At 64.4% G+C, this 21,209-nt stretch carries 15 protein-coding genes; 2 read left to right on the top strand and 13 right to left on the bottom strand.

Going from position 1 to position 21,209, the window contains the following annotated elements:
• Nucleotides 1-277: 277 nt before the first annotated feature.
• The 13 genes from KZX46_RS10705 to KZX46_RS10645 all read right to left on the bottom strand — a co-directional run bounded on the left by KZX46_RS10705 (nt 278) and on the right by KZX46_RS10645 (nt 20,118).
• The gene (locus KZX46_RS10705; protein ID WP_219776561.1) at nt 278-1,858 is read right to left on the bottom strand and encodes an NAD(P)/FAD-dependent oxidoreductase; all 1,581 of its coding nucleotides are present in this window, start codon (nt 1,856-1,858) and stop codon (nt 278-280) included.
• 405 nt (nt 1,859-2,263) lie between these two features.
• The gene (locus tag KZX46_RS10700) at nt 2,264-2,998 is read right to left on the bottom strand and encodes an SDR family NAD(P)-dependent oxidoreductase (protein WP_219776560.1); all 735 of its coding nucleotides are present in this window, start codon (nt 2,996-2,998) and stop codon (nt 2,264-2,266) included.
• 172 nt (nt 2,999-3,170) lie between these two features.
• Entirely contained in the window at nt 3,171-3,443 is a 273-nt protein-coding gene (locus KZX46_RS10695; protein WP_219776559.1) for a hypothetical protein, read from the bottom strand.
• 406 nt (nt 3,444-3,849) lie between these two features.
• On the bottom strand, nt 3,850-5,169 hold the full coding sequence (locus KZX46_RS10690; RefSeq protein WP_219776558.1) for a lactonase family protein: 1,320 nt from the start codon (nt 5,167-5,169) through the stop codon (nt 3,850-3,852).
• 865 nt (nt 5,170-6,034) lie between these two features.
• Complete coding sequence (locus KZX46_RS10685; protein ID WP_219776557.1) at nt 6,035-6,586, bottom strand: hypothetical protein; 552 nt, start codon at nt 6,584-6,586, stop codon at nt 6,035-6,037.
• Between the two features lie 1,166 nt (nt 6,587-7,752).
• Nucleotides 7,753-9,726: a serine hydrolase gene (locus tag KZX46_RS10680; protein ID WP_219776556.1), complete on the bottom strand. Its 1,974-nt coding sequence runs from the start codon at nt 9,724-9,726 to the stop codon at nt 7,753-7,755.
• A gap of 49 nt (nt 9,727-9,775) precedes the next feature.
• On the bottom strand, nt 9,776-11,338 hold the full coding sequence (locus KZX46_RS10675) for a serine hydrolase (RefSeq protein WP_219776555.1): 1,563 nt from the start codon (nt 11,336-11,338) through the stop codon (nt 9,776-9,778).
• Nucleotides 11,335-12,435, bottom strand: coding sequence for a hypothetical protein (locus KZX46_RS10670; RefSeq protein ID WP_216710013.1), 1,101 nt, complete (start codon nt 12,433-12,435; stop codon nt 11,335-11,337). The genes KZX46_RS10675 and KZX46_RS10670 overlap by 4 nt, the downstream gene beginning before the upstream one ends.
• Nucleotides 12,432-13,490, bottom strand: coding sequence for a DUF1611 domain-containing protein (locus KZX46_RS10665; protein ID WP_226896216.1), 1,059 nt, complete (start codon nt 13,488-13,490; stop codon nt 12,432-12,434). Before KZX46_RS10665 ends, KZX46_RS10670 begins: the two co-directional genes overlap by 4 nt.
• The gene (locus KZX46_RS10660) at nt 13,490-15,748 is read right to left on the bottom strand and encodes a TonB-dependent receptor (RefSeq protein ID WP_216710014.1); all 2,259 of its coding nucleotides are present in this window, start codon (nt 15,746-15,748) and stop codon (nt 13,490-13,492) included. Before KZX46_RS10660 ends, KZX46_RS10665 begins: the two co-directional genes overlap by 1 nt.
• Nucleotides 15,749-15,839: 91 nt before the next feature.
• Nucleotides 15,840-17,105: a peptide MFS transporter gene (locus KZX46_RS10655; RefSeq protein WP_216710015.1), complete on the bottom strand. Its 1,266-nt coding sequence runs from the start codon at nt 17,103-17,105 to the stop codon at nt 15,840-15,842.
• Nucleotides 17,102-18,103, bottom strand: a complete 1,002-nt coding sequence (locus KZX46_RS10650) for a dipeptide epimerase (protein WP_219776554.1) — start codon at nt 18,101-18,103, stop codon at nt 17,102-17,104. The genes KZX46_RS10655 and KZX46_RS10650 overlap by 4 nt, the downstream gene beginning before the upstream one ends.
• Complete coding sequence (locus KZX46_RS10645) at nt 18,103-20,118, bottom strand: serine hydrolase (RefSeq protein WP_219776553.1); 2,016 nt, start codon at nt 20,116-20,118, stop codon at nt 18,103-18,105. Before KZX46_RS10645 ends, KZX46_RS10650 begins: the two co-directional genes overlap by 1 nt.
• Nucleotides 20,119-20,247: 129 nt before the next feature.
• Between KZX46_RS10645 and KZX46_RS10640 the strand changes: the two genes are divergently transcribed.
• Both KZX46_RS10640 and KZX46_RS10635 read left to right on the top strand, forming a co-directional pair.
• The gene (locus KZX46_RS10640) at nt 20,248-20,937 is read left to right on the top strand and encodes a helix-turn-helix domain-containing protein (RefSeq protein WP_219776949.1); all 690 of its coding nucleotides are present in this window, start codon (nt 20,248-20,250) and stop codon (nt 20,935-20,937) included.
• Nucleotides 20,934-21,209 carry a hypothetical protein gene (locus KZX46_RS10635; RefSeq protein WP_219776552.1) on the top strand — a complete coding sequence of 92 codons (276 nt, stop codon included), beginning with the start codon at nt 20,934-20,936 and terminating at the stop codon, nt 21,207-21,209. The genes KZX46_RS10640 and KZX46_RS10635 overlap by 4 nt, the downstream gene beginning before the upstream one ends.

The raw sequence follows: 21,209 nt of genomic DNA, 5'->3' as shown, positions 1-21,209 counted from the left end.
GGTCGCGATCAGTTTTTTGTATGGCCTGAAAGCTGATTTGGCTTTTGTCTTTCCGGCTCACGTGGCGTTCGCTCCCATTACTTGCGGAACAACAGACTTATAAGGAAGAGCACCTTCGGAACGCTCAACAGCCTCAATCCCGCTTTGGCCTCCTTTGGCCTTAATTGCGCGGAAATCGGCATCGTCCCGAATATGTTGCCGCGGATGACGAGCTTGTTACCCTGCCGCTCAAGCGATGTGACCGTCATCAATTCCGTTCCATCGGGATTGTAAAGTTTCACTTCGCCACGACCTTTCCGAAGTCCATCCGCATGTCGTCCATCATGATCATAGCCGTGGCCCGGCTGGCGCCGGTCAAGCCCGCACCGGGATGCATGAAAGGACCTACAAGATAGAAACCTTCCACCCCAGGTATCCTATAGTGAGCAAGATCCGGCGTAGGCCGGTTGCCGTTCATCTGGTGGAAGAACGGTGCCGCGCCGTGAATGTCTCCGCGTACGAAGCTGGAGGAGGACCGTTCCAGATCGCGAGGCGAGTAATGATTGCTGGCGATGATGTTTTGAGCGTCGAGATTGGTTACCCACGGTTTGATGTCGCGCAGCACCCGGTTCGTCCACATCTCCCGCAAATCATCCCAGTGGTCACCGCCGTGCCCTTCGATGTCGTAAGGAGCGAAAGTCAGCACGCTGAAGATAGACTTGTCGGCCGGCGCCCGGCTCGAGTCGTGCCTGGCATGCTGCGTAACGCCGAAGTGCGGTATGGGGTCTGGAAGTCGGCTGTACCGGTACTCGTCGAACGCACGACGTAACGTCTCCAGATTTGAGGGTAGCAGTTCGGTAAGAAGCGCCTTGGACGCGAGCCCGCTCTCGTCGCGGAACCGAATGGGCTCGTGAAGAGCAAAGTGCATCGCCAGCGACGAATACGTCGCCATCTCAACGCGTTCCGCCCGATCAAGAACCCCCGGATCAACGTCGGGGAAGTAGCGGCGGAGATGGTGCGGATGGATGGCGCCGACCACGCCGCCTCGCGCGTTGAACCGGCGCCCGTCAACCGTACCGACGCCCGTAACCCGCCCACTAGTATCGCGGACAAAAGCGTCGACGTCGGCACTGGTCAGGATGGTCCCGCCGTAGTGAATGATGCATCGGGCGAGCGCGTCGACCAGTTTCGCCGATCCCCCTCGCGGCAGCGCCAACCCCGTTACGTGCGCCGCGCCTACCATCGCCAGCGCCCCCAGACCTGTTCCCTTCTCATCCGGCGTCTGCAGGTTTTCCGTCATCAACTTCACGAAGTGCATCCGCACCTTTTCGTGCTGAAACCATTCGCTGACGATATCGAGCCCGCTTTTAAAGGACATGAGAAGGAGTTCGCCGCCTTCCGCGCTCTGGCCCATCATCGAGATCATCGCGCCCAGTGGCACAGCGGGTGCAAACAGTCCCCCTTCCATCATCGGGAAGATGCGTACCGCCATCTCGGAAAAGCGGCGGTAGGCGTCGGCATCGGTTGGAGAGAACTCTCCAATGGCGCGGGCAGTCTCTTCGACGTCGAAGTACGACGGCAAGATAGAGCCGTCGTCGAACAATGACGCGAACGGTATCGCAGGGTAGATGTAGTCCAGCCCGAATTTCGCCTTCAGGCCGAGTTCGTCGTTCTTGATGAGCGGGTTGGAAAGTATGACCTGATGCGCGGTCGAGTGTTCGTCGAACAAGAAGCCGGGAGCCACTTCCTTGGTGACGCACCCGCCACCAATATGTGCGTTCCGTTCAAGAACGAGAACCTTCTTGCCAGCTTTTGCCATGTACGCGGCGACAACAAGCCCGTGGTGGCCGGCCCCGACTGAAATGACGTCGTAGTCCATAATCGTGTCTCCGGTAGGCTCGGGATCAAGATAATACTCGCCTACCTTCAAATCTGAACACTATTGTGACGCCATAGGCTACGGGCAGAACCGCTTACCGGATGACGGTATCGTACGATTGATAGACATTTGTCCAATAGTTCATAATTGTGACGCTCTACCACAAAAGAACGGACCTTTATTGGCCGGCTATAGTCGTCGTTGAAGCGCAAAGATCTAGCAGGGTATATGAATCGATCACGTCGACCTTTGGCGATGCATGCTGCGCCAGAACTTGCCCGTGGGAAGGGCCGGACATTGCGAACGCAAGGCTCGAAAGTCCGAAAGCTCTTAGGTATATCTTCATACTACTCTCCCATAAGGAAACGCGTCATTGGCTCAGAGCCAGGATGATCTCTCTAAACGCTACGATCCCTTGGCGAGATAACCGCCGTCCACCACCAGTTCCGACCCGGTCACGAAGCTGGATTCGTCGCCTGCGAGAAAGAGAACCGCCTGCGCCAGTTCAACTGGTTGTGCCATTCGTCCGAGCGCACTCCCAGCGAGTATGACGTCGGTGGCGGCGCCGGTCTGGACCTCAAGCACTGGGGGCGTCGCTACAACTCCCGGATGAACGGAATTGATGCGAACGTTGTCCGCACCGTAGGCAACGGCCGCGTGCTTAGTCAGTTGTCGAATCCCGCCCTTGGTGGCGTGATAGGCCGCCCCGAACGCGACAGCGGCGTTGCCCCAGATCGAGGAAATGTTGATAATTGAACCGGCCTTCCGGGACCTCATGTGTGGAAGCACCGCGCGCATTCCGAGGAAGGTGCCGGTCAGATTGACGGCGATGACCTGGTTCCAAGTAGCCAGATCTTCGTCCACGACATCGGCCATGATACCGCCGACACCAGCGTTGTTAACCAAAACGTCGATGCGACCAGCGTCGCGGATAACGTGAGACGTCACCTCAGCCCACGCGTTTTCACTAGCTACATCATGTCGGATGAAGTGGATGTCGCTACCAGAAAATGGCGAACGGGGGTCGGCGACGTCCGAGGCATAGACCTTCGCACCCTCTGCACCGCAGAGCTGAGCGGTAGCCCAGCCAATTCCGCTGGACGCACCGGTTACGATCACGATCTTACCGTCGAGCCTCACGCGTCATCTCCCATCCACCACCTTATGAGCCGTCCAACGAAACCGTTTGCAGCACGGTGTTGCGCTCATGGATGTCTCTTATTGCCGACCTAGACAACGGATAACCGTCACATGTGTAGAATTTGCGCTTTTTGGTGTCAAGATGGTTTGCCTTGATCGAGCAGCAAACACATCATCGGTTCCATCTCGCAGCCACATCGGGGCGCCTGCCACGCACGCTGTCGGTTTGATGAGGTCGGCCGTTGTGGGGCCGCGCGAAGCGAGAATCGTCTTGAACTTTGCCGGTGCCGATCGTCTGCGTCTTCTTATCAACGATTTCGGCCATAGTCAGCGTGGCCATCGACGCCGGGGCCGTTGGCTTGGCCGGATCGTGCAGCGACGCCAGCTGGCCGCTGAGGATTAACAGCTCAGTTCCCGGCGTGACGGTGACGCCTTGAAGAATCATTAAGGAGGCGTGTTCGCGTGTTCGCGTGCTTTACGACGGCAGCTTTGGCGTTTGCCGAAAGACCGAGTGCGGCGGCCGCCATGATGGTGGCGATCGAGCGTTTCCTGCTTTATGCATAGCCACCAGCGAGAAAGACGCCAGCCATCCGCCGTCGGTAGCCGCGCGGGTCGCGCACGTTCTGGACATGGCGCACGGCCCTTTCTCGCCGAAGCCTATCAAGCCGCCCACGGCCGGTTGATGCCGGACTTCCCCGTCCACAACCAGGCTGCCGTCGAACGTGGGCGGCGCGAGATGCTCGCTGCCAAAGCGAACCATCCATCATAAGCCTCCTGACTGGACGGGCCTCGAGGGCGATCCGCATCTAGGATCATTAAAGCATATCGGCGGTGACGGGCGCCGCTATTGGTCATTCCGTGCAGCAAGCTCGGACGATCGACATGCTTTGTGCACCGCGGGCGAGCGGGACGGAGATGCCGGTTGGCACTAGTTCCGTCCGGGTCGGATCCTGAAAGTCGCCCGCAATCCGCCAGATGTCGAGCGATCCGCTTGAAATCTGCGGTGACAGGTGGTCGAAGACCGCGACCGCGAGAAACCGACTGGTGTCGTCGAACGCTGCGGCCTCCGGAATGATGCCGGCGAACGGGTAATCGCCGACCCGTACCAGTCGGCCTCGCGCATCGATCCGCAGCAGCGTCACCGACGCGAAGAAACCCTGGCGAGCATCTCCGGCCTTGTAGGCAGTGCGTTCGAGATTGGTGGTGGCGATCCAGCGTCCGTCTGGGCTCACGGCGAGCCCTTCCGGCTGCACGCCCGTCCGCGCCGTGGACACGATCCGGTGCACGGGCGATCCCTCAGGCGTACGCGCAGCGTCCAGTTCAATGCTGGTCACGGTTCCGCGCACGTCGTCGCCCGTCGGCGGAACGGTCATGTCGTTCACCAAGGCAAACCGGCCATCGGGCGTGAAGCGGACCTCGAAGGGCGTCCGCCCGAGCGGAACGTCGTCGCCCCAGCGTGTCAGCGCCGTCGCGGCGCCCGCGCCGACTATATTAACCAGAGACAATCGAGGCTTGGTCGCATACACCAGCGCCAGCGTACCGTTCGGCGCGAACGCCGCATTCTTGAGCGATTCACCCCGCTCGAAACCGGGTAACGGGGGAGACCGGCCTGCGCTCAACTGTCCACGGTCGAAGTCACGGACGTCCAGTGGTGCCTCCCCCGACTTCGTTGTGTCGTAGGCGATCGCGACCAGCTTGCCGTCAGGGCTGACGGAGACCGAGATCGGCCCGGGGCGCCCGGCGATACGCTGAACGACGACCGGCCGTACGGGGTCGCCGAGGTCGACGACGGTGATAGCCCGACCGGGCGGCAGATCGATGAGGCGAGCGTCCGCACGTTTCGGGCGGTTTCCACGAGACTCGACGATAATCGCATAGCGCCCGTCTGGTGTGGTCGTCAGCGACGCCGGCGGCCCGACGACCGAGTTCGGCACCGGCACGGTGGCAGCCAGCGCGGGCATGCCGTTCGCGTTAATGGTGAAGATCGAGAGCAGGTCGCGTTCGGGACGACCTAAGACATCACCGGCATAGGCTTGCGCCTCCATGTCGCCGTCCGACGCAACCAAAAGAAGCCGTCCTGAAAAGGCAGGGTCCACCGGATCGGAGCGACCAGCAGCCGTGACCGCGACGACTGCAAGAACCGCGCAGACGCGACCTGCATAGGTGATCATGCATCGACGGCGCGCTGCGACGCTCCGCGCGTCTAAAACTCCGTTGCCGAAGAACTCAGCTACATTCGCACAGACTCCGATCCGCCGTTTCAAGGTGGCCGCCGTCGCCCGCGTCTCCGCCATTTCACATCCTTTAACGGCAAAAGCCTTAGGCCATATCTGCGGGTGAAGTGCCTCGACGCAAATACGTAATACCATCGCCCTGTCCCCACGCATAAAAAAATTCGGAGGACTCAGGACTTCTTGATCACGTGCCTGATGAAGGCCTGAACCTCTGCGCTCCCCGGCATTGCGGGTCTGCCAAACACTCATCTCTCGTAACTTCACGAGATAGGTAGTGGTCGGCCACATCGGTGACTACCTTGCTCAACTGTTTGCCCGACGCAGCGGACTGGTAGCCTTGCCGGCGTCCTCGGCGACGAATCGTGCGCCAATATGCGGCTTTATGCCATGCGCGTCGATAACGCGACCATACGGCGATAGGCGACTTTGCCCTACTGTCCTGCCGCGAAGGCTCCCGCCCCTCATCGTCAACGCGACAAAGTCGGGTGCCGCTTGGCCTGATCAAACAATCCCACGAACCCGATCTCGGGCCTCGTGCGGAACATCGGAAGCCTGAAGGCACTAGTAGCGCCGAAGCGGCGGCTGGCTATCGGCGGTGATGACCGTGGGATGCTATTTCGGGTTCTGCTGGGCCTCTGATCGCCCGCAGCGATGCTGCAGCGGAGGCGACCTCGGAGGGAATGCGCTGACGTCGCCTTCTCCCCTGCCCCGTCTTGCATTCCGAGGCGCGGATGGCTCTGTCCCGCGGACACGAATACTTCCCTCGGGGTCAGCAATACGGTTCCTGAGACAGTTCACCGCCTTATTTATGCACCGCGCCGTCCACCTTCCTGACTTCGATACGTGCCGAACACCGTCTCATGAAACGCTCGACCACGTGCTCGGAGCGCCGCATGTGCACGACGTCCCCGCGCTTCAGGATCACAGCTTTTTGGACGACTCGTCCTTCGATCAACGCACGCGCGATGCGGTGGGAGCCGTCGATCAGCTGGTATCCTTCGGGACCGTGATCGATCACGATCACGGGCTCGCAAGCGCGGGCGGGCAGCATGCTCGCCGCATACATCAGATCCGTGTTGCCACCGGGGTCCTGACCGACCGTGCCGTTCACCACCCTCACCCCGTATGGATTCCATTCCTCGACGCGGAGGTCGAATAGCTTGATCGGCACGGTTCCGTCGCGCACGTGCGCCTCGATGGCGGCGATGTCGAAGCTGAAATCGGGCTCCATTGCATCGACAATCAGATCCTTCATCGGGCTGCGGGGCGTCAGGCCGAGAGATTTGAGGTAGGTGGCTGCTTCCGCGGCGGCGACGGGGAGCCGCAGCGGGCCGTATCGCTGGTCGGGAGTCATGGGACAGGCGGGTTCCATTAGAAAGGCTTGAGTAGAACGGTCATCCGGGTAGGCCAGACAGCGCGCCGCAACGTCTGACCGTTTACTTCACTACGCTGCATCCGTCGCGTCTATAGCCGAGTGACGTGCTAGTTGCTTAGCCCTGTCCAATCGAAGAACAGGCTAAGCAATGAAGGCCTTATGGTCACTCGTGACGATGCTCGCCCTCGCCTCGTGAGGATAGCCGACGACGGTGCAGCGTATCGCCGTCGAGTACAACGGCGCAGTGGCCGGAATGACGAACAAAATCGTCCCGTTGAACATCCTCAGGCGAAGGAATCGCTTCGGCTCCACCGTGCGGGTCATTCGGTCGTCGGCGACTAACTGCGTGCAGCGGAGGGCAATCCCGGCGGGACATTCATGATCGGAGAGCGGCCGCTCTTCACGCTGACGCACGGCGTCGCCGGCGTCGCGCTGGCGTCGACAACCGTCCACGGTCAGCGGTGGTCAGTGCCCAACGACTATGCCGGCGGGACGTGCATATCATCGCCATCATCGAGCAGCTCATCAATCTGAAGACGTCCGCTGACGCCGCGCCGCAGACCGTACCCGTGCGGGTAGTGCCCGGCGGATGAGGCGACGCGGAATAATGTGCGGAGGAAGTCGCGATGACGAACAGGAGTCAAGGCGATCGCCCATTGCCGATCCCGAGTATTCAACTACACGCGGCTCTTGGAGGCGAGACGGCGCTTGAGCCAGCCACGACCATATAACCGCTTCATCCCGCAGCGTTGCTCAACGCTCTCACACATCCGATGGTCCGAGGCCGGTTCGGCTATTCGAACGGCCCAAATTTCTTTTTTTAGGCTCCGCCGGGCCGCGAAACACGGTGAGCATTTGCCGCTGGCTGCGAGGGCGATCCAAATCGACCAAGCCGGTCTGACGTCCATCGATTCCGGCCGCCTACAATACATCTCGGCACTCTGATACAACCCTTGGCGGGTCGATCGGGTCGCGGTGGAAGGGCCGCTCAGCGCCCCTTCCACCGCGCGATCACGTCGTCGACGGCGCTGCAGTCGGTGAGCGTCGACGTGTCTACCTGCATTCGGATGACGCCATGCGCGATTATCGTGCTACCGGCGTTGCGCCAGGACCGCTCGACGATGTCGTATCGGCGAATGGCAGCGTCAGCGGACTTCGGTGTAGACGTATTGGTGCTGGCTGTCGCGGATGGTGAGCGTCCGGCTTCCGTTGGTTTGGCCGATCACGGCGTCGACCCCGATCCCACCCGGTCCGATGGAGACCAGCGACAGGGTGCCGTCGATGTTCTTCCGGGTCGCCAACGGACCCTCGATCGCCCCTGCTTCGATCCACCTTACGCCGTTCCTGTCGTCGATCGTGATCACGTTGCCGAGCTGCGCGTCGCGATACTTCGGCGCGAGGTTCGCGAGCGCGGTGGCGTCGCCGGGGACGGTGAGCCGGGCTCGCCGCGCCTTCGCCTCCGCCTTGAGCTTCCCCGCGGCGGCGGTGACCTCCGCCGCGGCTTCGGGTTTGCCGTCGTAGGCCACTTCGAGCAGGCGACGGAGGAATGGCGCGAACATCGCAGGTCCGGAATCGGCGTTGGTCAGCAGGACTGCGCCGATGCCAGCATCCGGCAGGACCCAAAAATCGCTGTGGAAGCCCTGCAGGGTGCCGCCGTGCGTTACGACATGCACCCCGTCGACCATCTCGTCGAATAGCCCCATGCCATACCAGGCGTCCTCCCCGGTCGATACCCCGCGACGTCGGCGTTCGAGCAGGTTAGCCGCGCTGACGACGCGTCGACCGTTGGGTGCGACGCCTTGCGATAGCTCGAGCTCGACGTAGCGGGCCATGTCGGAGGCGCTCGACCATGCGCCTCCGGCAGGCCGATAGGGGGCAATCAGGTGATTGAAGTGGTTCGACATGAGCGTCATGCGGCCATCGATATCATAGCCATGCGGCTGCGCCGCGTCACCGCTCTCGCCGACCTCGCGATCGAACGTCGTGTCGTTCATCCCGAGCGGATCGAAGATGCGGGTCTGCATCGCCTTGTCGTATGCAGCGCCGATCTCCATCCCGGGGTAGGCAAGCGCACCGCCGACGTAGCCCGCCGCCGACGCCATGAGATTGTTGTATTGGAACAGTTCGCCGAATGCGCTGGTCGGCTGGGTCTCGCCGAGCTGCCGGAACGTGTCGGCCGCCGGGGCACGGCCATCGGCGAGGATGAACGCGAAGTCCTTCCGCGGAAGTCCGGTGCAGGCACAGACGAGGTGGCGCACCTCGGTCGCGCGGGTCGTCGCGTCGCTGCCCAAACGAAACGCTGGATAAAGCTCGGTGACCTTCTGATCCCAACGCAATCTGCCCTCGTCAGCCAGCACCGCGAGCAGCAGGGTCGTCATTCCCTTGGTGTTGGATGCAATCATGAACTTGCTGTGCGCCGTCACCAGCTTCGGCGACCCGAGCGCGAGGACGCCGTAGCCGCCCTCGTAGACGACGTGGCCCTTATCGATCAGCGCGATGCCGACGCCGGGGACTTCCAGCGTCCGCGCCGAGGTTGCGATGAAGTCGCGCAGTGCGGCGATGCGTTCCGGGGTCAGCCGGTGCGCTGTCCGGCCGGCGAAGGTCTCGCGCACATAGCCGGCGGGACGCAGGCTTCGCTCAATGAGGTCCGCCGCCGCCGCGCGCTTGTTCATCGTCGCGTCGGATCCGTTGATGAACGCGACCGTCCAGCTTGCGCCGTGGCGCAATGCTACTGCCGTCGCGACGGCGCGTTCTCCGGGCGACGTCTCATAGAGGATCGAAACCCGCTCGTCCCAACCGTCGCGCGCTGCCTCCGGCGCGAGCAGGCGGACGGCGCGCGGCGCGATGGACGTGTAGGAAGGCCATGCCTTCGCGGCGGCTGCGGAAGCCGTCGGCGCCGAGATGCCATCGACGACCGCGATGTCGAGATCCTTCTCGGGCGCCGACAGCACAATCGTCGCGCCATGGGTGGCGACGGTCCAGTCCTTGGGCTGCACGTAGGTTACGCCGGCCGCCGTCCGGGCTCCGACGCGATCCTGAGCGGACGCCGCCGGCGCCATGGTGACCGCCACCAGCGACGTCAGGCCGAGAAGTATCTTTTCGACGACCATGTTGCCCATTGTATTTTTTCCCACTTTTCGGGTTGCGGCGCTTCGAGCGACAGAAGTCCTACTTGCGCGCCGGCGTAAGCAGCAGGTCCCGATAGTCGAAGCTGAAGTCGGCCAGCGGGGATACGGGCTTCAGCGTCACCCGGTCGACCGCGCCTGAGGCGTCGAGGGCGAAGCTGACGTAAGCGGGCTCGATTCCCTTGTCGGCGAAGCGGGCGATGAAGGTGTCGTACTGGTAGTGCTCGAGCGGCCCGGTCATTCGCGGCGTTGTCTTGAAGTCGATTGCGAGCCCAGTCGCGGTCGTCGACACGGCGATGTGCCCATACCACGAATCGACGTAGTCCCCGGCGTAGCGCGGCAGCGGCAGCGAGGGCCCGGCGGCGGCCGGATGCGCCGCCGCTGCAGCCTGCGTCGCCAGCGCCGCATCGGTCCGCGTCTTGACGAAGGCCGCATACTTCTCGGGCCAGTGGCCGTCCGGAGCACCCAGGTAGTGATCGAGCAGCTCGTACATGATGCCGCGGACGGGAGCGCCGTCCTCGGCGTTGATCAGGACGGAGAAGCCGATGTTCTTCTCGGGCACCATGACGACCAGCGCACGGAACCCGAACACCGCTCCCGAATGCGAGACGACGCGGACTCCGCGGTAGTCGCGGACGTCCCAGCCGAGCGCATATCCGGAGAAGTTTGGCTTCGTCGCGGCGAGGTCGTCGGGGACATCGGCGATCGGCTGGAACACGAGTGGAGTCCACATCGTCGCCGCCGACGCGGCGCTAAACACACGTTTGCCGTCGGGTCGGGCGCCGTGGCCGAGCTGCACTTCGATCCAACGCGCCATGTCGGCGGCGCTCACCGCCATGCCGCCCGCCGGTGCGGCGTTGCGGCCGAGTTCGTCGCGTTCGTCGAGGCGCTCCTGATCGCCGGCACCGCGCAGGCCCCCGCTGAAGCGGGCGTGGGGAAACGCCCGATTTTTGGTGGCGAAGTGTTCGGGTGATCCGGTCGTCGACACGGTCATCCCCGCCGGACGAAGGACATGGGCGGTGACGTAGTCTTCCCATGTCTGTCCGCTGACCTCCTCGATCAGCTGCCCGGCCACCATGTAGAGGATATTGTCGTAGGCATAGGCGCTGCGGAAGCTCGTCGCCGGCTTGAGGAAGGCGACGCGACGGACAGTCTCACGGCGGCTCAGCGTCGTCCTCGGGACGAACAGCAGATCGCCCTCGCCGAGGCCAAGGCCGCTGCGGTGGACCAGGAGGTCGCGGATCGTCATCTCGCGCGTAACCCATGGGTCGTACATGCGGAACCACGGCAGGTGGTCGATGACGCGATCGTCCCACCCGATTTTGCCCGCATCGACCAGCGTCGCCAGCGCGGCGGTGGTGAAGGCCTTGCCTGTTGAACCATTGGGGAAGATCGTGTCGGCATCGACCCTGGCGGGGCTGCCGAGTGCGCGGACGCCGAAGCCCTGAACGAACGTCGGGGCCCCGTTCTCGACGATGGCGACGCTCATGCCGGGGATGCCGGCGGCGACGCGCAGGCTCTCGACCCGGGCGGCGAAGCCTGGCGGCGGAGCTGCGGCGGCAGGAGCGGCGATCGCAAGCGACGCGAACAGGCGGAGAAGTTTCATAGCGCCTCCGGGTGAGGTGCCCGCTGGAGCCGGATCAGTCCGACGGTCAGCAATGGCACGATATAGACGACGAGGATGACGACGGCGAGGAGCCGGTAGCCTCCGGCGATCAGCGCGACGAGACCGAAGCGGTCGGCGACGAAGACGCAGGCGACGACGACTGCCGCGGCGAGCGTGGCGCGACCGCCGCGACCGAGGTCACGGCCCCTGGCCGTGTTCACGCGCTCGGCGATGGCATGGACCGCACCGGTTCCGCTCTCGAGCAACGCCGCGAAGATCATCGCCTGGAACAGCAGGCGGAAGGCCGGGACGTCGAGCGCGGTGAGCATTACGTCTGACGGCAGCGCGGCGGTTGCGATCGCCGGCAGGAAGGCGGTCATCGCGGTGAAGAAGACAATCGCCGGAGCCATCGCCAGCGGCCCCGCGATGAGGCCGGCGACAATGGCATCGCGGCGACCGGTGAGGTGGCGGAGGACCGGCAAGATGACGACGGCGCCGACAATGTTATAGCTCGCGTAGGTTATACCGCCGACCGCCCAGTCGTGCGGCGCCGGACTTATGGCGAACGCATGGCCAATCCCGCCCCCGAAGCTGAAGACCGCGAGGACCAGGAACATCGCGTAAACGCCGTAGAGCATGAACGAGACGTATTTGAAGAGCCCTTCGACCGCCGGGGTTCCGAATGTGGCGACGGCGACGATCGCCGCGGCGAGCGCCAGGGTTCCGGCGATCTGCGGCACACCCAACGTCGCCGCGGCGATCGTGCCGGCGGCGGCGCCGAAGACCGACAGGATGACGACGACGAAGAGGAGGTAGGCGATCTCGAACGCAATCCAGCCGGGACCGAGCAGCGCTCGGAAGAGGGTGCGGTAGTCGTAGGCCCCGATCGCGTGCGCCAGCGCGAACGTGAGCGCCGCGACGATGCTCCAGATCGCGGTCGCGAGCACCATACCGGCGACGCCGCCCCACGGGCCGGCGGGGATAAAGAATTCGGCGAGCTCGCGACCGGTGGCGTAGCCGCCACCAATGACGACCGCTTTGAAGGCGAGGCCCGGCAGCACGAAGCGCGCGAAGCGCGTCGGGCCGCCTGCAATCATCCGAGGCAGGCGGCGACGAGGACGTCGAACGCGGAACCGCCGCGAATTGGGTCGGCGACCGGAAGACCCAGCAAGGCACCTTCGCGGGCCATCAGCGCCGAGGCCGCATCAACGCCCAGAGCCGAGGTGTTGAAGGCGATACCGCCGCAGCGGATGTCCGCGTTGGTCAGGCGCCCGAGGGCAATGGTCTGCTCGATCACGGCGGAGATCGTCGGCAGCGGCATGCCCGGAAGACCGAGGACATGCGTGCGCGTTGGGTCGTGGCAGACGATGAACACATCGGGCTGGCTGCCATGCAGCAGCGCGAGCGACACCGCGGCGTAGGCGGGATGGAACAGCGACCCCTGCCCCTCGATTACGTCCCAATGGCTGACTGACGAGGCCGGACTAAGCGCTTCCGCGGCACCGGCGGCGAAGTCGCTGACGACGGCGTCCAGCGGTATGCCGTTGCCCGCAATCATAATCCCGGTCTGACCGCTCGCGCGGAAGTCGCAGTCGACGCCACGCTCAGCGAACGCCCTCGCGAGCGCCAGTGCAGTATACTTCTTGCCGAGCGCACAGTCGGTGCCGACCGTCAACAGCCGTCTGCCCGACCGCTTGGCCCCGGTCGCGACGGTGAGACCCGGCGGCGGAACGCGCACGTCGATCAGCCGCCGACCGTTGCGCGCCGCCACCGCGGCGAGCGCGGCGACGTCGCCGAGCCGCTGATGCATTCCGCTGATGATGTCGAGCCCCGCCTCCAGCGCTTCGATCAGCGGCGCGATCCAGCTGTCGGCCACCTGGCCGCCTTGGACTGCGGCACCGATGATCGCCGCACGTGCGCCGAGGGCGGCCGCGGCGGCGGGGGTCAACCGCGGCAGCCCGGCGCTAACCGTGGCACCGGGCGCGGAGAATTCACCGACGCAGCGGTCACCCGCCCAGTCACGCAGGCCGAAGGCGGTCTTGGCGAAGCCGGGGTCGGTGACATCGCCGAGGAACACCAGATAGGGTCCGGGCAGGTGCTCGGGCTCGGGAACGATCCGTGCCGCGAGTCCCGATGAGCTGGCCGTCGCCACTACAGTGCGGCGGTGATGGACAAACCGATCGTCCGCGGCCGGATGACGCCGGTCGCGATCGCCCCGTTCGGGTTGACGTTCGCGCCGTTCGCCGTGACCGCGCCCGTCGACGTCTTGCCTTCGGCGTTGCCGACATTCCTGGCGTAGACTTCGAGCGAGTATTTGCCCAGATCGACCCCGGCGTGGAGATCGACCGCGACATATGACGGTAGATAGCGCTGATGGCCGTTCGCGGTGCGGTAGGTGTTGTCGAACGCGCCTGGGATCTTCGACAGGAAGCGCGCCGAAGCGCCGACGAACGGCTTCGCCGTGCGGCCGATATCCCAGCCATAATCGCCGTTCAGGTTGATCGTGTAGGTCGGCGTGAACGGCAGGGCGTCGCCGACCTTGCCGCCGACAAGGGCGCTCGTGTCGGTGGACAGGCGGGCGTGGGTGTAGGCTCCGTTGACTGACAGATCGAGGCCGGGAGTCGGTCGCACGGTCGCGGTCACTTCGAAGCCGTCGCTCTTGGCCAGTCCGGCGTTGGCGTTGATGCCGAAGCCGTTGACGACCGCGAGCAGCTGGATGTTGTTCCAGTCGAGCGTGAAGACGTCTGCGTCGATGCTGAAGGTCCGATCAGGGGTCTGAGCCTTGATCCCCACCTCGTAGCTCGTAAGTGTGTCGGACGAGAAGCTCGCGGGCGTTCCCGCTGGCGCCGCGGGCGGCAGCACGTTCGGGCCGCCCGGCCGGAAGCCCTTGGCGACGCGTCCATAGACCGTGAAGTCGGGATCGATCTTGATCTTCGGCGCGACGGAGTAGGTCCAGACGCCTTCCGACGAACGCGCGGTCGGGAAGGTGGACGTGCCGCCGACCAGCGCTCCGGCGTTCGATTGCGTCGCGTCCTGGGAGTTGTGGCTGTAGCGCCCACCAAGGTCGACGTCGAAGTGGCTGCCGAGATGGACGGTCGCGTTGCCGAATCCCGCGATCTCCTCGTAGCGCGAGCGCAGGTTGACCAGCGCCAATTGGGGGAGACCGGTCGCCAGCGTCGTCGTGCCCGGCACGAGCGCGACATATTCCTGGCGGATCAAGCCCTTCTCGTGGGTGTAGAAGGCGCCACCGAGGAGATCGACGAAGCCGAGCGACTTGGTGAGCCTCACTTCTTGGGTGAATTTGTCGCTGTCGGTGTTCTGGGCGAGATAGAGCTCGTTCGGTACCTTGAAGACGGCGTTGATCAGGCCGCTGAGGTTGTTGGTGACGTCGGTCTGGATAATCTGGTGTTCGGTCGCGTAACTGGTCACCGAGGTGACGTCGAAGATGCCGAGATCGGCGTGGACCGTGCCGTTGTAGACCCGATACTGGAAGCGGTTGAACGACGGAACGAACTGCGACAGCACCGGGCGGCCGTAGAGCGTCGCGAGCGTGTTCGGATCGCTTTCGACCGTCGAGGGCGCGTTGACGTCGATGTTCTGCAGGATGGCGCTCAACCGCACTGAGAACTGGTCGGATGGCGTGAAAAGAAGCGAGGCGCGGCCGCCATAGATACGGTCGCTGTTGATGTTGTTCTGCTTGTCCGAGCCGGCGATGCCGATCGAGTCGATGAAGCCGCCGTCGCGGCGGTAGAAGCCCGAGGCGCGAACCGCCAGCGTCGGCGATAGCGGGACGTTGACGACCGCGTCGCCGTAGTAGGAGACGTCGCCGCCCTTGACCGACTCCACGCCACCGCGGCCCCGAACGATCAGCTCCTTGGTGTCGGGCGTGTTCGTGACGAACTTGAGGACTCCTCCGAGCGAGTTCGCACCGTAGAAGGTTCCCTGCGGTCCGCGCAGGACCTCGATCCGCGCGACGTCGAAAGTGTCGAAGTCGCCGGCGAGGATCGCACCGTTGACGAGGCCGCTCGACGATCCGAACGGCGTCTCGTCGGCGTAGACCGCCACCGTCGAGACGACACCGCCGGTGTTCACGCCGCGGATGATGAGCCGCTCGACCCCGGGCGTGCTGCTTTCAAGCTGGAGTCCGGGAACGAGCTTGAGATAGTCCTGGAAGCTGACCGCCTGATTTCGCTCGAGTGCATCCTGTCCGACGACCGAGATTGATTGCGGCACGTCGATCAGCGTCTGCAAGCGCTTCTGCGCGGTTACGATGATGTCTTCACCACTCGGCGCATCCACCGCCGCGCCGGCTGCAGGGGCCTCGGCGGCGGTGGACGCGGCCGCCGGATGAAGCGCGCCGACGCTGATGGTTGCGAACGCGGAGGCGAGCAATGCGGCGCGGATGGTCATTTTCAGGTCCCCTCGAGTGCGCAAGCGCGATCCAACAAACCTACTGCCGCAAATATGTCCCGCACAAGACAGTCTAATCCCAATCGGAGAATCAATCTTCTTCGTCTCTTTTATGCAACATTCGCGTCCGTTCGAGAGGGCCAACGCCCGCCAGGAGAAGCGCCGCGATCCCGGCGATCCCGGCGAGCATCAGGAAGAAGGCGGCGTGGCTCATGCGGGTCCAGACCGTGCCGACCAATCCCGCCGACAGGCTTCCGCTGAAGATCGTCAGATACCACGCCGCGACGGTCGTCGCGCCGAGGCCCCGCGGAGCGAGACGCGCGAAGAGGCCGAGCCCGGTCGGAAGGACGAACAGCTCGCCGAGTGTGAACACGGCGAAGAAAACGACAAGCCAGCGCCAGTCGGCGCGGCCATCGCCAACGGCGACCGCAGCGAGGATGATATAGGCACCCGCGACTACGATCGCGCCAATGGCCATGCGCCGGGTCGCCCTCTCCTGATGACCCGCCGCCGCCTGCCGTCGCCAAAGCGTCAAAAGCGGCGGCGTCATGATCATGACAAGTAGAGGGTTCAGCGACTGGAACCACGTCATAGGAATCGTCATGCTTCCAGCCCGCCGATCGACGGCGGCGTCCGCCCAGAGCGCGACGGTGTTGCCGACCTGCTCGTAGGCGCCGCGGAACACCGTTACCGACAGCGCCACGGCGACGAGGACGCCAATCGTCGATCGGTCGAAACGGCCCCGGTCCTGCAAGGCGACTGCACGCATCGGCTCAGGCGGAAGGTATTGTCCGCCCCAGAGATAGATTGCCAGCCCGGCGACCATGCCGACGCCGGCGGCGGCAAAACCGTAGTGCCAGCCGTAGACCTCGCCAAGCGTTCCGCAGATGAGCGGAGCGAGGAACCCGCCGATGTTGATGCCGACGTAATAGACGTTGTAGGCCCACGCTCGCCGTGGATCGTCCGCCGCGTAGAGGTCGTTGATCTGGCTGGGCAGCGTCGGCAGGAACAGCCCGTTGCCGATCGCGATCGTCGCCAGCGCCGGGTAAAACAGTCCGTCGAAGGCCATCATGAAGTGTCCGACCGCCATGATGGATGCGCCGACGATGACCGCACGGCGTTTGCCGAGGAAGCGGTCGGCGACGACGCCGCCGACGATCGGAGTGAAGTAGGCGCACGCGGTATAGGTGCCGTAGACGAGCGATGCAGTCCCCTGCCCGAGCAGCAGTGACTTGGTCATGTAGTAGACCAGCAACGCACGCATGCCGTAGTAGGAGAACTGCTCCCACATGTTGGTCAGGAAGAGCACGGTTAGACCGCGCGGCTGACCGAACCATCCCCGCGGCTCGGTGGTCATTCTGCGCCCGATCCCCATACCTCCGGACCCGACCAGACCGTGCCGTCGGCGTAGACGACGCATGGTGCCGGGTCGGCCGCCAGGAACGTCGGGCCGTCGAGATCGACGAGATCGCAGACCTGGCCGAGCACGAAGCCCGGGGCGGTCGCGAGGCTGGTCCCCACCATTGTCCCGACCATGACCCCGAGACCGAGACGTCGCGCCTCAGCCGCCATGAGCAGGCCCTCGGTCAGGCCGCCGCACTTGTCGAGCTTGATGTTGATGACGTCGAACCGGCCGACCGCGCTGGCGACGTCATCCAAGCCGAGTATGCTTTCGTCGCCCGCGATCCTGATCGGAGAATCCAACCCCTCCAGATCGGCGTCCCGGCCCCGCGCGAGCGGCTGCTCGACCAGGTCGACGCCGAGCGCGGCCAGCTGCGGCAGCAGATCGACGAGCTGGTGGCGGAGGAACCCCTGGTTGCCGTCGACACCGAGCCAGACGTCGGGCCGCGCTGCCCGAATCGCCGCGACGCGGGCGACATCGAGGCCGACGTCGCCGGTGAGCTTGATCTTGATCGACCGCGCCTGCGCATAACCCGTCGCCGTCGCCGCCATAGCCGTCGGCGCGTCGGCGCCGATGGTGAACGTGGTGCGCAGCGGCCGCGGCTCGCCGACTCCCGCGAGGTCCCAGACTGGCCGACCGGCACGCGCCGCCTCCAGCTCCCACAGTGCGCAGTCGACTGCGTTACGGGCGCCGCCCGGCGGAAGAATACCGCGCAATTCTTCGCGGCTCGGGCCGGCCTCGATAGCGGTTTGACGAGCAGTCAGCGCTGCGATCATGTTATCGAGGTCGTCGTGCAGATAGAACACGCCCGACGCTTCGCCCCGGCCGCGATGCACGCCGTCGCTCAACGTGACTACGACGACGTCCGACGTCTCGAAGACATGTCCCGCGATGCGGAACGGCGAGGCGAGGCGGAGCGTCTCGGTGACGACTTCCATGGAAAGCTGTGCCATCAGAAATACGTCGTCAAGGTAGTGAGATGGAAGACGACGCCGACGTAAAGCAGGATCGCCGCCGCAGCGACGATCAGGACGCTCCACAACTTCGCGGCGATCCGTCTCTCTCCTGACCAGGTTGCGACAAGATTCCAGCCGGCGATCAGCACGGTGCCGAACAGGATGACGATGCTGCCGAACTCCAGGCCGGTGAGCACCGCGTTCATGGTCGGCGACGGGGTCCCGCCGTCGAAGATGGCCGCGACCAATGCGGCCCACCCCACGAGCAATGCGATCTCGAGCGCCGCCATGACCCGAGTGGCGCGATAGGCCCGCAGCTCCACGCCCGTCAGGGGATGGGATGCGCGATAGACCCGCCGCGCATACCAGGTCACCGGCCAGTAGAGCGCGGTCAGCAGAAGAACGGCAATGCTGGTGTATGCGACTGGTAGAAGCCACGAAGCGGATACTGCAGCGGCGACCGGCAGGAACACCTCGAAGGGCGCTGCGAGGTCGAAGGTCCAGCGGGCAACCTTGCCGTCGATGACCTTCGCCGCCAGCCGCTCGTGTCCATAGACGTCGCGCCATACGAACGGGGCGATCTCGACCCACTGCCGGGGACGGCCGCCGGGGGCCATCAGGCTTGGCACCACCAATTCGCCCTTCGACCCGACCGATACCGTCGTCTGTCCGATCAGGCCGTAGACGACCGAAAGGAACGACGAATCGGCCCTCCGGCTGGCCGTCCAGTTACCGACCATCATCTCGGCGTGACGCTTGGCCGTGGTCGCATCGACCCGGCCGTCGGCTGCGGCGATCGTCGGGAAATAGCGGTCGGCGAAATCCTCGAACACCGCGGTCCGGAGCGCACCGACCGCACCCGCCTTTCCAGGGCTGTTGAAGGACACGTAGAGACCGACGCCGTCCTTCATGAACAGGTGGAGCGAGGTGTGGAACGCGCTGGTGTCGCCGAGATGGCCGATGACCTCGCGACCGTTGATGTTGGTCTCGAAGAAGCCGAGTTCCATGCGGTTGAGCGGAGGCATCAACGACAGCGGATCGACCTTTCCGAGCGGGCTGTCGTGCATCATGTCGGCGACGGCCGCCGGCAGGATCCGCTGTCCGTCGAGTTCGCCGTGTTGGAGATGGGCGATCATGAACCGACCCATGTCGGTGCCCGACGCCGAAAGCGCTCCCGCCGGAGCGGGGACGACGAATTCGAAGCCCTTGGCCTCACCCGGCTTGGGATAGCCGGTCGCCATCTGAGAGGCGAGGTTGGCCGGTAGCGGCTGACGAAAGGTCGAGTCGTGCATCCCGAGCGGGTCGAAGATATGACGCTCGACGTAGGTGTCAAAGTCCTCGCCCGAAGCGCGCGCGACGATGTAGCCGGCCAGCGTGGTCGCCCAGTTCGAATAGGCGGGCGTGGTTCCGGGCGCGAAGATGCGCCGCGGCGTCCAGCGCTTGAGATAGGCAGCGATGCCGACGTCATCCTTGGCGTCATAGGAGATGATGCCCTTCCCAGCCTCCTCGAACCCGGCGGTATGGGTCATGATCTGGCGCAGCGTCACCGGTTTCCCCGCGTAGGGCGGGATCGTGAAATCGAGGTATGTATTGACGTCACGGTCGAGGTCGAGCCTGCCCTCGCCGACGAGTTGCATGACCGCCGTCCACGTCACCAGCTTCGACACCGAACCAGGCCGGAACAGCGTCTTCTCCGGATCGACCGGTGTGCGTGTGGCGAGATCGGCGAAGCCGAAGCCGCGGGCGGTCAGGATCTTCCCGTCTTTGACCACAACCGCGACAGCGCCGGGAATGTCGCCTGCGCGCAGTGCATAGGGCAGATAACCGTCGAGCCACGCGTCGACGTCGGCCTTGGACAACGGGTGGGCCGCGCTGCCCACCGCGATGGTCGCTGATGGCATGACCGTCGCGCTCGACGCCGTGGGGGCGAGACTCGAAGCCGAGGTGACCTGGGCCTGCGCGCCGCCGGCCAGCAGCCCGATCAGTCCGATGAATGTCGCCAGCCGCCGCATGCCCTACTCCCTCAAGTGACCGACTTGCCCGCCCCGACCTCACCCGATAGGATCGTGCGTAACAAGTCCGATTGGGATGGTTTGATCCCGAATGGAGAATTCGTCAATCATCCTCTGGGAGCTCGCTTCGTGTCATCGTCGGCCCCAACACTCGGCGCCCTCCTGCGCAACCTTCGCAGCCGCAACGGATGGACGCTGAAGGAGATGGGAGCCAAAAGCGGCATTCCGGTATCGACTTTGTCGAAGGTCGAGCACGACCGTCTGACCCTATCGTACGACAAGCTGCTGCAGCTCAGCCAGCGCCTCGGCATGCGCATGTCCGAATTGTTCGCCGAAGACGACGACGCGCTCGTCCAGCCGGTGACGGCGCGTCGCAGCGTCGGCAGCATCGCGCATTCGGTGCGCGTGGAGACCGCCAACTACGACTACCACTACCTCTGCACCGAGCTGCGGAAAAAGCGGATGATCCCGGTCATCGTGAAGATCCGCGCGAAGACCGCCAAAGAGTTCGGGGCGTTGGTCCGGCACGCGGGCGAGGAATACATCTTCGTGCTGAAGGGGCGGGTCGTCGTCACGAGCGAATTTTACGACCCCGTAATCCTCGAAGAGGGTGGATCGATCTATCTCGACTCGAGCATGGGTCATGCGTATCTCGCCGCCGAAGGATGTGAAGAGGCTGAGGTGCTCGGCGTGATGTCGAGTGCCGACGATGAGCACATGCAGACGCTCCTCACGATGCACGAGGACCGGGCGACGGTGGGCGCCGGAAGTGGTGGGGAGCGCGCCGATGCCGGCGGACTTCGCGGCAAGCGCCGATGACCGCCCCGGGCCACGTGTTCGTCGTCGAAGGCGCGGCATCGTCGCAACTGCCGCTCCGTCTGCTCGGCTTCTTCGCGCAGCAGGATCTGCTGCCGGCGACCATCTGCATGACGCGCTCGACCTCGGGCCTCGCCATGCGCATCGTCGAGGCGACGCTCGACGAGCACCGCGCCGGTGTGATCCTCGCCAAGATGCAGGCGCTGCCCGACGTCGCCTCGGCGCTGCTGACGGAAAGCCAAGGCGCTTCGTGTCTTATCGGGGAGGACGGCTGA

Source organism: Polymorphobacter sp. PAMC 29334 (assembly GCF_019431245.1).
GTDB classification, from domain to species: domain Bacteria; phylum Pseudomonadota; class Alphaproteobacteria; order Sphingomonadales; family Sphingomonadaceae; genus Polymorphobacter_B; species Polymorphobacter_B megasporae.
Note: the sequence above shows the minus strand (reverse complement) of the source record. Positions and strands in the feature narration are given on the sequence as shown.

Bases quoted from the DNA above. Each gene is read 5' to 3' on its own strand.
- KZX46_RS10705 (WP_219776561.1), bottom strand. From the start codon at position 1,858: ATGGACTACGACGTCATTTCAGTCGGGGCCGGCCACCACGGGCTTGTT.
- KZX46_RS10695 (WP_219776559.1), bottom strand. From the start codon at position 3,443: ATGATTCTTCAAGGCGTCACCGTCACGCCGGGAACTGAGCTGTTAATC.
- KZX46_RS10690 (WP_219776558.1), bottom strand. From the start codon at position 5,169: ATGATCACCTATGCAGGTCGCGTCTGCGCGGTTCTTGCAGTCGTCGCG.
- KZX46_RS10685 (WP_219776557.1), bottom strand. From the start codon at position 6,586: ATGACTCCCGACCAGCGATACGGCCCGCTGCGGCTCCCCGTCGCCGCC.
- KZX46_RS10680 (WP_219776556.1), bottom strand. From the start codon at position 9,726: ATGGGCAACATGGTCGTCGAAAAGATACTTCTCGGCCTGACGTCGCTG.
- KZX46_RS10675 (WP_219776555.1), bottom strand. From the start codon at position 11,338: ATGAAACTTCTCCGCCTGTTCGCGTCGCTTGCGATCGCCGCTCCTGCC.
- KZX46_RS10670 (WP_216710013.1), bottom strand. From the start codon at position 12,435: ATGATTGCAGGCGGCCCGACGCGCTTCGCGCGCTTCGTGCTGCCGGGC.
- KZX46_RS10660 (WP_216710014.1), bottom strand. From the start codon at position 15,748: ATGACCATCCGCGCCGCATTGCTCGCCTCCGCGTTCGCAACCATCAGC.
- KZX46_RS10655 (WP_216710015.1), bottom strand. From the start codon at position 17,105: ATGACCACCGAGCCGCGGGGATGGTTCGGTCAGCCGCGCGGTCTAACC.
- KZX46_RS10650 (WP_219776554.1), bottom strand. From the start codon at position 18,103: ATGGCACAGCTTTCCATGGAAGTCGTCACCGAGACGCTCCGCCTCGCC.
- KZX46_RS10645 (WP_219776553.1), bottom strand. From the start codon at position 20,118: ATGCGGCGGCTGGCGACATTCATCGGACTGATCGGGCTGCTGGCCGGC.
- KZX46_RS10635 (WP_219776552.1), top strand. From the start codon at position 20,934: ATGACCGCCCCGGGCCACGTGTTCGTCGTCGAAGGCGCGGCATCGTCG.